The 14,434-nt window shown below is 62.5% G+C and carries 16 protein-coding genes, 1 riboswitch and 1 other annotated feature; of the genes, 5 read left to right on the top strand and 11 right to left on the bottom strand.

Translation table 11 applies throughout. The features are described from left to right. Nucleotides 1-58: 58 nt before the first annotated feature. The 5 genes from F4U95_RS11830 to F4U95_RS11810 all read right to left on the bottom strand — a co-directional run bounded on the left by F4U95_RS11830 (nucleotide 59) and on the right by F4U95_RS11810 (nucleotide 3,245). A complete protein-coding gene (locus F4U95_RS11830) occupies nucleotides 59-178 on the bottom strand; it encodes a benenodin family lasso peptide (RefSeq protein WP_150425829.1) in 120 nt (39 codons plus the stop codon). Nucleotides 179-301: 123 nt separating this feature from the next. After that, nucleotides 302-910 (bottom strand): GntR family transcriptional regulator, encoded by a 609-nt coding sequence (locus F4U95_RS11825; RefSeq protein ID WP_150425828.1) that lies wholly within the window; start codon nucleotides 908-910, stop codon nucleotides 302-304. Then, on the bottom strand, nucleotides 907-1,791 hold the full coding sequence (locus tag F4U95_RS11820) for a phytanoyl-CoA dioxygenase family protein (RefSeq protein WP_150425945.1): 885 nt from the start codon (nucleotides 1,789-1,791) through the stop codon (nucleotides 907-909). Before F4U95_RS11820 ends, F4U95_RS11825 begins: the two co-directional genes overlap by 4 nt. 24 nt (nucleotides 1,792-1,815) lie before the next feature. Then, on the bottom strand, nucleotides 1,816-2,430 hold the full coding sequence (locus F4U95_RS11815; RefSeq protein WP_150425827.1) for an acyl-homoserine-lactone synthase: 615 nt from the start codon (nucleotides 2,428-2,430) through the stop codon (nucleotides 1,816-1,818). Nucleotides 2,431-2,486: 56 nt separating this feature from the next. Beyond that, entirely contained in the window at nucleotides 2,487-3,245 is a 759-nt protein-coding gene (locus tag F4U95_RS11810; protein ID WP_150425826.1) for a LuxR family transcriptional regulator, read from the bottom strand. A gap of 359 nt (nucleotides 3,246-3,604) precedes the next feature. On the opposite strand from F4U95_RS11810, the gene F4U95_RS25540 reads away from it, so the two are divergent. Beyond that, nucleotides 3,605-3,772 carry a transcriptional regulator domain-containing protein gene (locus F4U95_RS25540; protein WP_425505057.1) on the top strand — a complete coding sequence of 56 codons (168 nt, stop codon included), beginning with the start codon at nucleotides 3,605-3,607 and terminating at the stop codon, nucleotides 3,770-3,772. Continuing rightward, nucleotides 3,693-4,304, top strand: coding sequence for a DNA -binding domain-containing protein (locus F4U95_RS11805; RefSeq protein ID WP_161600434.1), 612 nt, complete (start codon nucleotides 3,693-3,695; stop codon nucleotides 4,302-4,304). The genes F4U95_RS25540 and F4U95_RS11805 overlap by 80 nt, the downstream gene beginning before the upstream one ends. 372 nt (nucleotides 4,305-4,676) lie before the next feature. Here F4U95_RS11805 and F4U95_RS11800 read toward each other — a convergent pair whose 3' ends face one another. The 3 genes from F4U95_RS11800 to F4U95_RS11790 form a co-directional block, all read right to left on the bottom strand. Beyond that, on the bottom strand, nucleotides 4,677-5,060 hold the full coding sequence (locus F4U95_RS11800) for a DUF190 domain-containing protein (RefSeq protein ID WP_246171579.1): 384 nt from the start codon (nucleotides 5,058-5,060) through the stop codon (nucleotides 4,677-4,679). Between the two features lie 32 nt (nucleotides 5,061-5,092). Next, nucleotides 5,093-6,487, bottom strand: coding sequence for a voltage-gated chloride channel family protein (locus F4U95_RS11795; protein ID WP_150425823.1), 1,395 nt, complete (start codon nucleotides 6,485-6,487; stop codon nucleotides 5,093-5,095). Between the two features lie 23 nt (nucleotides 6,488-6,510). Further along, nucleotides 6,511-6,587: riboswitch (Fluoride riboswitch) on the bottom strand. A 49-nt stretch (nucleotides 6,588-6,636) separates the two neighbouring features. Further along, on the bottom strand, nucleotides 6,637-7,551 hold the full coding sequence (locus F4U95_RS11790; RefSeq protein ID WP_120251145.1) for a hydrogen peroxide-inducible genes activator: 915 nt from the start codon (nucleotides 7,549-7,551) through the stop codon (nucleotides 6,637-6,639). 170 nt (nucleotides 7,552-7,721) lie between these two features. Between F4U95_RS11790 and nhaA the strand changes: the two genes are divergently transcribed. Together nhaA and rodA are read left to right on the top strand one after the other, a co-directional pair. Next, nucleotides 7,722-8,906, top strand: coding sequence for a Na+/H+ antiporter NhaA (gene nhaA, locus F4U95_RS11785; protein WP_120251146.1), 1,185 nt, complete (start codon nucleotides 7,722-7,724; stop codon nucleotides 8,904-8,906). A 58-nt stretch (nucleotides 8,907-8,964) separates the two neighbouring features. Beyond that, complete coding sequence (gene rodA, locus F4U95_RS11780; protein ID WP_120251147.1) at nucleotides 8,965-10,089, top strand: rod shape-determining protein RodA; 1,125 nt, start codon at nucleotides 8,965-8,967, stop codon at nucleotides 10,087-10,089. Between the two features lie 141 nt (nucleotides 10,090-10,230). On the opposite strand, the gene F4U95_RS11775 is transcribed toward rodA, so the two are convergent. After that, nucleotides 10,231-11,535, bottom strand: coding sequence for an SLC13 family permease (locus tag F4U95_RS11775; protein WP_120251148.1), 1,305 nt, complete (start codon nucleotides 11,533-11,535; stop codon nucleotides 10,231-10,233). A gap of 129 nt (nucleotides 11,536-11,664) precedes the next feature. On the opposite strand from F4U95_RS11775, the gene F4U95_RS11770 reads away from it, so the two are divergent. Then, nucleotides 11,665-12,504 (top strand): hypothetical protein, encoded by an 840-nt coding sequence (locus tag F4U95_RS11770; RefSeq protein ID WP_246171578.1) that lies wholly within the window; start codon nucleotides 11,665-11,667, stop codon nucleotides 12,502-12,504. Between the two features lie 184 nt (nucleotides 12,505-12,688). On the opposite strand, the gene F4U95_RS11765 is transcribed toward F4U95_RS11770, so the two are convergent. Further along, nucleotides 12,689-14,170, bottom strand: a complete 1,482-nt coding sequence (locus F4U95_RS11765; RefSeq protein WP_120251149.1) for a SulP family inorganic anion transporter — start codon at nucleotides 14,168-14,170, stop codon at nucleotides 12,689-12,691. Then, nucleotides 14,136-14,434 (bottom strand): hypothetical protein (locus F4U95_RS24920; protein WP_211364032.1); only part of this gene is annotated, 299 nt, incomplete at its 5' end. The genes F4U95_RS11765 and F4U95_RS24920, both read right to left, overlap by 35 nt. Continuing rightward, nucleotides 14,242-14,297, bottom strand: a sequence feature (sul1 is cis-regulatory element that is thought to sense ions involved in sulfur or methionine metabolism; They are found in Alphaproteobacteria). (Overlaps the previous gene by 56 nt.)

Raw genomic sequence — 14,434 nt, 5'->3', positions numbered from 1 at the left:
GCCAGCCATCGGATATCGGCGACACAATGGCGCGCGGCGCAAGCCGCGCGCCACCGCATCAATCCTCGGTCAGGCCGGTCAGGATCTGGTTGAGACCGACGTCGCCGGCGTTGCCGCCCGGCCCCTTGGTCTCGATGCTGGCGGTGCCGAGGTCGATCACATTGTCTTCGCGTTCCATGATGCACTCCTTCTGTCATGCTGCGAATTGCAGCCATGGCAGCTTAGGAAGCGCGGCGATCTATCCGAACTTTATACCGATTCTATATGGATATTGTTTCGCCCATGCGCGCAAACGGCCTGCTCAATCGAACCGGTAGACCGCCCGCACGATCGCGGCGGCGGCCCGGCGACGGCGGCGGTGGTAGGCCGTGGTCAGCCGACGCAGGCGATCGCTTTCCCCATTGGCCGCGGCAAGACCGATCGCCGCCAGTTCCTCTTCCACCCCTTCGAGCACATGGGGCTCGACCGATCGGGTAGCATGAAGGCGCGCGTTGAGGCGATCGACGGCACGGGGATGCTCACTATTGGCCGACCGCCGCGCGACCGCCAGGAAAATCGCGCCTGCGCGATCCGCGATCGGTTGATCCGCCGGCACGACCGGCATCGGGGCGGGCGCCCCGGCGCGGGGCCATGCGTGGATCGCCAGGGCCAGCAACTCGGCCGACCAGTCGTACAGATCCTTGAGCGCCGGTTCGTCGAGCGCGGGGATATGGAAGCCACCGCTCGTCCGCGTTTCGACCAGCCCTTCCCCCGTCAGGAGATGCAGCGCGTCGCGCACCGGCGTGACGCTCGAGGCGAGCGGCGCAGCGAGGACCGCCGGATCAAGGCGGTCGCCTGGCCGGTATGCACGGGTCATGATCCGTTTTCGCAGTGTCTCATGCACGCGTTCGGCGGTAGGACCGGAATTCATGACGCCGACCCTTGGGCGGCCACATAGGCGTCGACCAGCGCCTGCTGGTCAGGCCGCAGCGCGTCGATCGCGCCCAATGGCGCATCGGCATGGTCGCCCAGCAGAATGGAGGGACACTGGCCTTCGAAATTGCCAAGATTAGGGCGATGTTGCTGGTAGCCGACCAGGGCCGCGAGATCCGGCGCAAAGCTTCGCGCGACCTGGGGTGGATAGGCCAGCCACGGATTCTCGTAGGGCTTGAGCCAGCCGAGCGCATAGCCGACCACGACGCCGCGTCGCACCGCGCCGGTGACGTTGGCGCCCGCACCGTGCAGGGTCGAGCCGAGCATGATCAGCGCCGCACCGGGTGCGATCGCGGCCGCGAAGGGCGCTTCTTCGGGTTCGGGGTCGAGTGCGTGTCCGCCATGGCTGCGCGGCCAGACCAGGGTGGCGCCATTGTCCGGCGTGAAGGTGCTGAGCGGCCACATCACGTTGACGAGATATTCGATCTCGCCGACCGGGCCGCGCCACATGTCCTGGTCACGGTGGGGAAGCTGCGCCGGCGCGCCGGGATGCACCGCGATCGCCTGGGTCGTGTTGAGCTGGATGCGATCGCACCAGGGTGACAATATCGTCTCGACGACACCGAGCACGAGCCGCTGCTGGACCAGCGCCGCGGCATGGCCCGAGCGGATCAGGAGCCGACCGAAGCGCTTGGTCGTCGTGCCATAGAACCCGCCCTGGCCAAAGGGCGTGCGGATGAAATCACCGGCCAGGTCGGCGTCGAGCGCGGCGATGGTTGCCGACGGCAGCGCGTCGGGGATGATGCAATAGCCCTGGGCCAGCAGGTCGGCAGCGTGGCGCGCAATCTCGCTGGAAAGGTCGCCGGGAAGATCAATCATGTCTGTCATGTCCTGTCTCCCGCTTCAGGCCGCGACACGCTGGTCTTCGCGCAATGCCGAAGCGACCATGCGCCCGTCGGCAAGCAGCGCCGGTGTCTCCGCCGTGATGTCGATACGAAGCGCGGCAAGCATCGAGCCGTCGATGACGCGCGGCAGGCCGAGCGGCATGCAGCGCCAGCCAAAGGCGAGGATCTGCTGGTACCAGCCCATCTCCGCGATCGCGCTATAGGCGGTGATGCCGCTCGCGAGCGCATGATCGACCAGTGCGTTGACGAGGGCATCGCGCACCTGGCGTCGTTCGCGCGCCCTCAGCCGACGATCGAGGCAGAAGCGGGTGATCTCGAAAATATCCGGGGCTCGGGGCGGGGCCTCGTCGCACAGGTCGCGATAGAGATGGCCCAGGATATGGGGACGCGTCGTCGGCAGCAGCCGCGCCGATCCCAGGTGGGTGCCGTCGGGTTCGGCAAGGATCAGATAGGTTGCGTGGACATCGTCGAACTGATCGACCTCATAGCGTCCGTCGAGGACGGGCACGTCCCATTTGAGCAGATCGACGAAGACGGATTTGCGGGCGGCGAACATCGACCGCAGGACGGCGTGCGATGCCGACGGCGCGGCGGATTGAAGGACATGTAGCATGACAAGGACTCCCTGGACGTGATCGGTCCAGGGTCGCGCTGCTGCAGGTCATGCCGCTATTCCGGAAAAGGGTAATATCGGCGGCGGAAGATATCGGAGAAGGTCAGGGTTCCGTCGAAGAGCGTCAGGATCACCAGATATGTCCGCTTGTTCACGCCGTAACGTTCGCAGGCCTGCTTGATATGGCGGGCGACCGTCTCCTCGCCGACGCCCAGGATCAGGCTGATCTCCCAGTCGCTCTTGCCGCGCGCGACCCAGAGGACGCAGTCGCGCTGGCGGTCTGTGAGCATCGGTCGCAACGGCCCCTGCTGGCCGCCACGGATCGACCAGATTCGCCGCGCGCCCTCGAACGCGAACATTCCGGCAAGTTGCGCCAGCGGCAGCATCTCATGCGGTATCGGCCGACCGGCCTCGTTCGCGAACGAGCAGGAGCCGCGTGCTTCGCCGGGCACATGCGCCGGAACCGTGAAGCCGTCCCCGATGCCCTGCATGCGCCCCAGCGCCAGCATGCGGTGGTCCTGCCGGGTCATCGGGATCATCTGCGAAATCCGCGACCAGGGGAAGCCCACGTTGGTCATATGGCTGGCGCGGTGGACCGGATCGGATACGCCGAGCGCGTTGCGATCATAATAGTCGGCCCAACGCGCCGGATAATTATGGAGGCGGATGGCGCTGCCGCTCGCCGCGACGACGTCGACATGATGCGTCAGCGCGAAATATTGAAAACCGAGCTGATCCGTCATCGCCGCCGTGGCGGCGATGAGATCGTCCGGGTTTGCGACGGCCTCGATGACGCGCATGAACTGCGTCGCCATGCTGTGCATGCGCATAAGGCGGCATCGCGATCCCCGGCGGTGTCTCAAGTCACCGCATGTCCGGCGATCGCCCTTTCCCTGCATTTCGGGTCGAGCACGGGTGTCTCACGTCGGTGCGCGACGACTCACGTCATAGAAATGTCATATCACAACCGCTTCGTGCGAAATAGTGCAGTGCAGCATGGTCCGGGTCCGCCGGAGCGCATATTGCCCACGCCATCCATTCTTGTCCTTGATCGCCGTTCGACCAGCGGCGTCAAGCGCGGCGGGTGAGCGTGCCGACCGGCGAACCGTCTTCGCCGGACTGGCGTCATGGGCAAGGCTATGCGCGGCTGCGCGGCATCGATCGCGCCGGTCTCATGTGGGAATGGCTGCGCCGCGATCCCGCCTATATCGCCTGGCATGTGCAGGCGAGTACCGCCACCCGGGGCGTTCATCCCGAACCGCTTGCATGGGGGCTTCACTTTCGCCGAACATCCGAGCCGCGCCGCGCCCGAGGCCCGGATCATCTGGCATGCCGAATTTGATCCCGGGACGATCGCTGTTGCCTCCATCCCCGCCGATCCGGAAGATCCCGACAGCCTCGATCTTGCCGATATCGCGCCCTGGCTCACCGTCGCCATCGGCGTAGGGGGCCGCGAACATGCCGTCCTCTCCGACGGCTGGCATCATATCCGGTTCGACATCGAGGAAGGGTGCCTGGCGGGACAGCAAGCCGTCCTGCTCCATTTCAGATTGCAGGGCATCCTGTCTTCGGAGCGGCGCTTGCTGCCATTGCGCCGGTTCCTCCACCTGTGTCGCACGCGCCGTTTCTCCCGCTCGCTATTCCCGCCCGATCCCCGGATCGCCCGCATGGTCGACATGCTGCGGGTTCATGACGCGCTCGTGCAAGGGGCCAGCCAGCGCGAGATCGGTGCCGCCCTGTTCGGCGAACACCGTGTGGCGCTGGATTGGACGGTGCCGTCCGATTCTCTGCGATCACGGGTCAGGCGTCTGGTTCGAGACGCGGGCATCATGGCACGCGGTGGCTGGCGGCAACTGATGCGGCGAAAGCCCTAGCTCCCTATGTGGCCCGCGCGGTGCGGTGCGTCATGTCCACTGGATAGGTTTTGCCCCAGAAGGGATGACGCCTCGCGCCGGTGAAGCGGCGCGACCGCGCTCTACGGCGAGAAGCCAGGCTTCTCGCCGCCGAGCCCCGTTGCCGGGTCTCGGCCTGCCGGTGACGATCGCTGGCGCGGGTCAGCGCTGCTGACCCTTGCGGTCGCCGCTTGCGCGGCGGCGCGTTTGGTGGCCTCTCCCGGTGGCGCGGGAGTGGTATGGTCAAGGCCCAAATGGCTACCTTTGACCATTGCGGGTTTTGATCGGCTTGTGGGACAATTCTGCCGTTCCCAAGCGCGACCGTGACCGACGGCTCTCGCCAAAACCCGACGCTCATCGAGCTTTTGCCGTCAGTTCCGCTGGCGCTGCGTCCTGATGCCGCACTCCGCCTGGACCGATGCTCCGATGCTCAAGATGCTTGTAGACGATCACTTTCCCGCCGAGCAGATCGCCATGTACCTCGCAAAAGCGCTCCAGTTCATGGCGCTGGCCGATCAGCTCGACACACATCGTCAGATGCGGATTGGATAATTCAGCACCATCCTCCATTACCGGACCGTGGTTGCTGAAGCCGTAGTGGGTATGATGCGCGACGGCGTTCATGATGCCGTCGCGCTTCGCCTGCATGACCAACTGCCGGTAGAGCGGTTTTCGGGTCCAGAAGCTACGCGAGCCATCGGTCGCCTTGTCCGATGGCTTCATGTAGATGCGGATCATGCCGATCTCGCTGGGCGTGACCTTGTGAGACATCAGTTTTCCTTCTTGTTGAAAGAGCTATTCTCCCGACGTGTTCGCCGCGAGGCACGCGCTTTGCGCAGGGTAGCGCCATGGGAATGGCCGCGTGTCAGCCGCTTCGGAACGGCGATACGCTGCGACAGGTAGATTCCGTTATGGCCCGAGCAGATATAAGCCACGAAGCAGGCCACCGCGATCGGAACCGCGTGGGTGGCCCCGAACAACTCGATACCCATGATCGTACAGGCAAGCGGTGTATTGGCCGCGCCGGCAAAGACGGCGACGAACCCAAGGCCGGCGAAAAGGTCGAGCGGCGCGCCGAGCAGCCAACCCAGCGCATTGCCGAGTGCTGCCCCGATGAAGAATAGCGGCGTCACTTCGCCGCCCTTGAAGCCGGCGCTGAGGGTCACGACCGTAAAGACCATCTTGAGCGCCCAGCTCCACCGATCGGCAGGACCGGTGAAGAAGCCAGCGATGGTCGGGTCTCCGGGAATGGCGGACCAGACGCCAAGACCAAGATAGGCACGTGTGCCAAAAATCCAGACCAGCGCGATGACCAATATGCCGCCAAAGGCCGCCCGCAGAGGGCCATAGGGAATGCGAGCCTTGAGGAACCCGCCGAGCGCGTGATTGGCTTCGGCAAATAGGAGTCCTGCCAGGCCGAATGCCACCCCTGCTACGGCCGCCTTGGCGAGAATCAGCGGTTCGACGATCAGAGCGCCCACGCCTCCAGTAATGCTACTGACCTGGTAGGGCGTGTGATGGATGCCCCAGGCATGGCACGTCCAGTCGCCCACCAGCGCGGCAAGCAGACACGGTAAGATCCCGCTATATTCCATGCGGCCGACCGCCAGTACTTCGAGCGCGAACACAGCGCCGGCTAGCGGCGTGCCGAAAACAGCCCCGAAGCCGGCAGCGACCCCAGCCATCAAAACGATGCGGATGCTCGGAGCGTCAAGTTTGAACAGTCGGGCGGCAGCGCTTGCAAGGCTGCCGCCGAGTTGCACCGCTGTGCCTTCGCGGCCTGCCGCTCCGCCGAACAAATGTGTGGCGATAGTACCGATGAAGACCAACGGCGCCATTCGCAGGGGAACGCCGCCCCCTGGCTCATGAATTTGCTCGACGATCAGATTGTTGCCCGCTTCGACCGACTTACCGGTGCGATGGTAGAGCAGGGCGATTGCCGCGCCACCTGCCGGCAAAAGATAGAGAAGCCAGGGATGATCGAAACGGGCCTGTGTTGCCGCATCCAGACTCCACAGGAATGCGGCACACAACGTGCCGATCAGCGCGGCCAGGGGAACCAGGATCAGCGTCCAGCGCACGACCGACATCGCATGATCGTGTCGATCCCGGAGAAAGGCCGCCACATTGAGTATACTGAACAGGTTGCGAAAAGTCGCGCGCACGATTCCTCCTTGCTGCCTTGCGGCGCCAAGTAGGAATCATCGTCCCTTGTCAGGGCGGTTCGACCCGAAGGTCCGGCAGAAATCCATTACCGTGGTACGCCGTATGATGGGCGAAGCGGAAAAGATCAAGGGACGCCACGCGCTTGGGCCTAAGCTTCCTTCTCCGCCCACGGAAGCAACGTCTCCGCAATTGTGGCAGCGAGGCGGTGATAGGCATCGCTGCGTGGTGATGAACTGCGCCATACCATCGTGACCTGACGCACAGGCGCCCGCCGCGACAATGGCCGTGCGACAATCAGCTTCTCCCGCAGAACATCCGAGCGGACATAGAGCGCAGGTAGCAGCGACAGTCCCATTCCGGTGGTCACCATGAGGCGAAGAGTGTCGAGCGTCGTCCCGGCGTAATCCTGGGCCTGGAGCGCGCCAAAATCATTGCAGAGCGCAGCAATCTCATCATGGAGCCGACGTCCACGCTCCATGACCAATATCGTCTCGCCTGCAATAGCTTCGGGATCAATCACCGCCTGCTGGGCGAGCCGGTGATCCGTCGGCATGACCAATTGGAGCGGCTCCCGAATCAGGGGAGTGCTGGTGAAATCCGGGTGATTGATCGCTTCTGGCAAGAGCAGCAGATCATGCGTGCCGTCTGAGAGCTTCGAGGGGAGATTTTCCAGGCGATCCTCGCGGACGAAAATGCGCGTGTCCGGGTAACATGCGCGAAGCGATGGCATCGCGACGGACAAAACATAGGCACCGACGGTTTGGACGACGCCCATTTGAAGCGTGCCCTTAAGGCCTCCCTGTTCGTCGCGCCGGCCAACTTCCTTTATGTCGTCGACATCCGCCAACACGCGTCTTGCCCGATGGGCGATTTCGATTCCCACTGGTGTCAGGAGCACCCGTGCCCGCGTCCGCTCCACAAGGCGCGCTTTGAGTCTGCCTTCCAGCTCCTTGAGTTGAAGGCTAAGGGTCGGTTGAGTGACGTGGCATGCTTGAGCAGCACGGCTGAAACTCAGCGTGTCGGCGACCGCGACCAGGTATCGAAGCTGCTGTAACGTCGGCATGCCTATGCCTTATAGCCTGTAGCTATAAGCAGCAACGAAACTTCCAATTTGCCTCGTACTCGCTTTTGTGAATATCAGCAGCTTCGGCAGTTTGTGTCGCTCGCTTTGGCGGGTGTTTTTGGGCGGCCAGCAACCCTCAACCCTGACGACCCACAGCCAAGGCCGACCGCATGACGGACTATCACCGCATCCATCCCAGTGCCCTGCGCCGATTTCTGGATGCGCAATCTTCTGCTGGACTCGTCCTGATGGGCGCGGCAGCGGCAGCCCTTATCATCGCCAACTCTCCGCTTGGCCCGGGATATGAAGCACTGCTTCATCTCTATATCGGGCCGCTATCTCTGGGACACTGGATCAACGATGCGCTGATGGCGGTCTTTTTCCTGCTTGTCGGTCTGGAGATCAAACGCGAGATGCTCGATGGCCAGCTTTCGAGCTGGTCGAGGCGTGTCCTGCCAGGGATCGCAGCAGCCGGAGGGATGATCGCTCCTGCCCTTGTTTACGTTGCTTTCAACCAAGGCGCATCGGTGCATGGCTGGGCCATTCCGGCAGCCACTGATATCGCCTTCGCACTTGGCGTTATCTCGCTGCTTGGCAGCCGTGTGCCGGCGTCGCTCCGGATATTCCTGACGGCCCTGGCGATTATCGACGATCTGGGCGCCGTAGTTATCATTGCTTTTTTCTACACGGCTGACCTGTCGGTCATCGACCTTGCCGCAGCGGGAGGTGTGGTCGCCGCGCTGGTCGCCCTCAATCGGTTCAAGGTGCGTCGTCTCAGCCCGTACCTGCTACTGGGTATCCTGCTATGGGTGCTGGTCTACCGATCCGGCATTCACGCGACGCTGGCTGGTGTCGTCCTGGCTTTGACTATCCCAATGGACCGGACCCCTGCGCGTCCGGACAGTGAAACGAAAAGTCCGCTGCACCGGCTTGAGCATTTCCTGCATCTGCCGGTTGGCTTCCTGATCGTGCCGATTTTCGGCCTCGCCAATGCGGGCGTCCCGGTGCTGAGCCTGCCCGCCGAAGCACTGGCTGCGCCGGTCACGCTGGGCGTGGCGCTCGGCTTGCTGATGGGTAAGGTGATCGGCGTCTTCGGGTTTTCCATGCTTGCGATCCGTTTGGGGTTCGCGGACCTGCCCGCTCATGCAAGCCGGCTACAGATGCTCGGCGTCGCCTTTCTGTGCGGCATCGGCTTCACGATGAGCTTGTTCATCACGCTTTTGGCATTTCCCGGCGAAGCGTTGCTCCAGTCGGAAGCCAAGATCGGCATCCTGGCTGGTTCATTTCTGTCCGGAATTATCGGCTACGCCATCTTACGCTGGGCGCAACCGGAACGATCAAAACCGGCAATCTGACCCACCCGAAGACGGGCGGCAGGCCGCCCTCCATGACAGTATCTGGAGCATTACCGCGTTGTCGCTCGTCCCCGCAGCCATCCGCACCCTTCCCTTGGGGATGCTGGCAACATTGATGGCGATCGTACTGTTCGGTCTTGCTACCCTCTACTCCGCAGCTGGCGGCTCGATTTCGCCCTGGGCTTCCAACCAGGGCCTTCGCTTTGTACTGCTGTCCGGGTTGATGTTCGCTCTGTCGCGCATCTCCGTGGCCCGCTGGATGGACATTGCCTATCCGCTATACGGCGTCACGCTCGTACTGCTGCTGATCGTCGAACTGTTCGGCAAAATCGGTATGGGTGCGCAACGCTGGATCGACCTCGGTTTTATACGGTTGCAGCCGTCCGAGTTTATGAAGATCGCGGTCGTGCTCAGCCTCGCCAAGTTTTTTCACCGGCTACCGGCGATCTATGTCAGCACGCCATCGGTGCTTGTTGCGCCGATCGCCCTTTTCGCTGTCCCCGCTGCGCTGGTCATGCTCCAGCCCGACCTTGGCACCGCCATGATGATTTCCATGGCGAGCGTGCTCGTCATCTTTCTCGCCGGTGTCGGACTACGCTGGTTCTTGACAGCGGGTGCCGCTCTTCTTGCCGCACTCCCCGTCGCATGGAGCATGCTGCACGATTATCAGAAAAACCGGGTGCTGGTGTTCATGGACCCGGAAGGCGATCCATTGGGCACGGGCTATCACATTACCCAATCGAAAATAGCGATCGGATCAGGCGGACTGTTCGGCAAGGGTTTCCTTGATGGCACCCAAAGCCACCTAGCCTATCTGCCCGAAGCGCATACCGATTTCATCTTCGCGACAATGGCGGAAGAGTGGGGCGTCATGGGCGGCCTCTTCGTCGTGTTGACTTACGGTTATCTCATTCGCTGGGGCTGGCGCCTGGGTGTCGCCGGTGACACGATCTTCACTCGACTGACGGCTTGCGGCCTGGCCTTCACCATCTTCCTTTATGTGTCGATCAACCTTGCCATGGTGATGGGGCTGGCGCCGGTCGTCGGCATTCCGCTGCCACTCATGTCCTACGGAGGCTCAGCGATGATGACGGTGCTGATCCTGCTCGGCATCCTTATGGCCATCCACCGTGAGAACGTAGGCGGATCGCGCCTGAACGGCACTGGATCGTTCGCTGTCTGACTTTTGGAGAACGATTATGAAGCGACAGTTAGACTCCGGTTTCGTCTGGAGCATAATCGCATCAGTTGCGCTTACTTTCGCGCTGCTCCTTGCCGTCGGCGCTTTCTAATTTTTTCAGCAAAAACGTCCGATAAGTCGGCTCTAGAAAGGAAAGGCCGCCTGGATCGCAACGATGGCCACGGCAAAAGTGATGAAGTTGAGCGGAAGCCCGACGCGCACAAAATCCATATAGCGGTAGCCTGCCATCTGATAAACGATGACGTTGGTCTGATAGCCAAACGGGGTGGCGAAAGCCGCGCTGGCTGCAATCATGACGGCGATTAGGAAGGGACGCGGGCTGACCCCTAGACTGTCGGCCAGCGCGACGGCGACAGGCGTCACTAATACCGCGACCGTGGCGTTGGAGAGAAGTTCGGTCAGGACCATGGTGACGCCGTAGAGCACGATGAGTGCGACGAGTGGACTGAGCCCTTCCACACTGGCGATGAGCAGTTCCGACGCCTGCGACGCCAGCCCGCTCTGGTCCATGGCGATACCGATCACGACCATCCCGGCGATCAGGATAAGGATTTCGGGCTTGAGGCCGGCATAGGCCTCATCCGGGCTGATCACGCGCAGAAGAATGAGCAGGACGGCCCCGGTCAGCGCGGTCGCGGCGATCGGCGCAACGTTCAACGCGGCAAGCGCGATGACGCCCACGAATATTCCGGCGGCCAGTGCGGCCTTGCGCGGATGCAGGATGCGTGGCTCGGCAAACAGCGTGGCGTCTCCGACCTGAGCGCTATGAATCGCGTGCGGGTCGATCGCCTTGGGATGCGATTGCGTCTCCTCCTCGGGCCGAGCGAGCATATGCCCGCTCACCAGCAGAAGGTAGAGGCCGCCGACGATCGCGACGGGCAGACCCACGGGCGTGATCTCGAAGAAGCCGAAGCGGGGTTGTCCCGCGACGCGCGCCATGTCGTCGACAAGCAGGTTAGTCGAGGTGCCGATGAGCGTGCAGCAGCCAGTCAGCACGGTGATGTAGGAAAGCGGCATCAGATAGCGCTTGGGCGACTGGCCCAGCGACTGCGCGATGTCACGGATTACGGGGGCACCCAGCACGACGATGGGGGTCGAGTTGAGAAAGCAGGAGGCACAGCCGATCATGGTGAGGAGTAGCCAGATCCCTTTCGATCCCATGCGCTTGCACAGGTTGACACCCAACACAATCGCGCGGTCCAGCAGTCCGCTCAATTCCAACGCGTAGGCGATGACGAACAGCGATGCGAGCGCCATGATTGCGGGGCTGGCAAAGGCGCTCTGCACTTCGACCGGCCTGACCACGCCCGTTATCAGCAGTAGGGCTGCCCCGCTCAGCGCCACCACATCGGCTCGCACCTTGTCCCAGATGAGCGCGGCGACGACCGTCGCCAGAACCAGGAGGGTAAGAAGTTGATCGAGCGTCATGGCTTCCCTGCCTCGGTTTATGGCCGCCGTCTGTCAACGAAAGACGCACCAATGGTCTTCGGGGTGGGAGAGCGGAAGATGCTTTGCTAGGAGGGGCTTATGCAAGAGCCGACCCCCCATTCCAGTCGATTGGCCATCGCCGGCGGGCTTGCCGCGGTGCTGCTGGTGGGTGGCGGCGGCTTCCTGATCGGTCGCGCGACGGCTCCCGAACCTGCGCCTCTAGTGGCGGCCGCTCTGACGCCTCAAGGCGAAGCGCCGCCTGCGCCAACAGCCATTGCGCCGCCCCCCACTCTGGAACGAGCCGGACTGCTCGACCTAGTCGCCGATGCGATCGACGCGGCGAGTGCTTCACGTCCCTTGCCGGAAGCGGTGCAGGCAGCGGCGGGCCGGCGCTTCGATCTCATGCTACCGTTCGGCTGCGAGGGACCGGTCGAGGGCGAACGCACTGCGCCGTTCGGATGGCGGTATGACGAGGCAAAGTCGACTTTGCGCGTGTGGATCAACCCCATGCGGTGGGAACGCGCACTATGGGGAATCACCGAGACCGGGGAAGGCAAGGCCGCGTTTGAGGGCTTCTGGATCGCCAGGCCTTGGTCGACGGCCCCAGAGTGCCCTGCCACCCCACTTTCCGGCGCGATCAACACCGATCCGTCTGGTCAGGCCCAGGGCGAATTGGCGATTGCCCGCCTTATTGGAGACGATGCGGGCAAGAGCGCGCGCAGGCTCGACATCGTCAAGCGGATGGCGCCGGACGATTTTGATGCCGTACGCGGATTTGCCTTGCGGATCACTGGCCGCCTCCAATCAGCCGAGGCGGGTGGACCAGTGCGATGTTTCCAGCGGGCCGGGCTGCATGAACGACCGCAGTGCATGATCATCGGCGACTTCGCGGAGTTGCGCGTCGAGAATTCCAAGACAGGCGATTTGCTCGGTGTCTGGCCGGTGAGCGAAACGAACCAGCGCGAATGAGGCAACATAGCGCCTTCCGACGATGCGGGCTGATCGATTCACCGGGCATCAAACCAATGCGTATCTTTCCTAACGCCGATCGCGTCATGCGTTTCAATGGAATGAGCAACCCCCGGCAGCGACCGGAATTTGAACCGCTCCGGCTGCAGAACCTCAGACGATCATAATAGGCATAAGCAGACCATCAGCCCGTGGATTGGCGAACAATTGGTGCGTGCCTGTCGACGAGGATCGCACTGGCCTGGTTGAGGCCGATCAATTCCACCCGTATATCGTGTCGTCGCATCTTCGTGACGATGTCCTCCAACACACCCACGGCCGTGATATCCCAGAGATGTGCCGCTGTCAGGTCGATCCGGACGTTTCGCGCTGTGTCGCGCAGGTCGAACTGGTCCGCGAAAATCTCGGCGCTGGCAAAGAAAATCTGGCCGGAGACGATATAGGTCCGCGTGTCGGTCAGAGGATCAAAGTCTTCTTCGACGCGCATGAGCTTGGTCACTTTGAAGGCGAAGAACACGCCGCTGAGAACCACGCCGACCGCGACCCCGGCAGACAAGTCATGCGTTGCAACCGTCACCGCCACCGTGGCCAGCATGACGACCCCCGAGACCTTGGGATGTCGCGCAAGATCCGACAGCGATCCCCAAGAGAATGTGCTGATCGACACCATGATCATGATCGCGACGAGCGCGGCAACCGGCACCTGAGCGATCCAAGGACGCAGCGGAACCATGACGATCAGCAGGAAGACGCCTGCAACAAGGGTCGAGAGGCGCCCTCGGCCACCGTACCGCACATTGCCGACGGTTTGACCGATCATGCCGCAGCCCGCGATGCCGCCGAAGAGGCCGGCAGCTACGTTAGCGAGGCCAAGACCCGTACATTCCCGCGCCTTTGAACTGGTGGTTTCAGTGAGCTCATCGACCACGCTCGCGGTCATCATCGATTCCAGCAGGCCAACTGCCGCCATCGCGAAAGCGTAGGGCGCCACAATCCGAAACGCCTCTAGGGTGAGCGGGAAGTCGGGAATATGGAACGAAGGAAGCGACGCAGGCAATCGACCCAGGTCAGCGACGGTGTGAACCGGCATCGGGAAAGCGACGCTGATCAGCGTCAAGATTACGATGCAGATGAGCGGCGACGGAATGGCCGTCGTCAGGCGGGGCCACAGGTAGATTATCCCGAGACCGCCAGCGATCATCGCATAGGTGTGCCAGGTTACGCCCAGCATCTGCGGCACTTGCGCCGAGAAGATCAGGATCGCCAAAGCGTTCACGAAGCCAGTCCGGACGGACCGCGACACGAACCGCAGCAGGACGTCCAGCTTGAGCAGGCCAAAGACGATCTGAAGGATGCCAGCCAAGATCGTCGCGGCAAGCAGGTACTGAAGGCCATGGCTGTGAACCAGAGCTGCTACGACTAGTGCGACCGAGCCAGCTGCGCCGGAGATCATCGCCGGTCGGCCGCCGGCAATAGCGATGACGATCCCGATCACGAAAGATGCGAAAAGGCCGACTTCGGGATCAATGCCGGCGACAAAGGAAAAGGCAATAACCTCGGGAATGAGCGCGAAAGTGCCAACCATACCGGCAAGCACATCGCGGCGCACGCTACCGGCGCCGTTGCACCATTCAGCACGATACCGGGCAAAGGGTGTGATGTTCATCAATGTGATATTCCGCAAAGATCGCAGCAGCGCCGTCTTCGAAGAGTGGCGTGATATTGGAGTGCGAAGTGCGTTGTCCGGCGGATCGGCGGCCGGAATAGCCACCCGGAATTGCACCGGGTCCATGCGATTGCCGCTTCCTTAGCCAGAAGTTTGCCGCAGCGCAACATTGCGCCTCATTTTGATCGTTTATGATTACCGAATGACTGCTTACGTCGAAATAGGTCGTTCCTCGAATTAGGCCGAAATGGCCGGACGTGGTCG

The sequence above is a fragment of the Sphingobium limneticum genome (assembly GCF_008710165.1).
Classification (GTDB): domain Bacteria; phylum Pseudomonadota; class Alphaproteobacteria; order Sphingomonadales; family Sphingomonadaceae; genus Sphingobium; species Sphingobium limneticum.
This window is presented reverse-complemented; position numbering and strand designations above follow the sequence as displayed.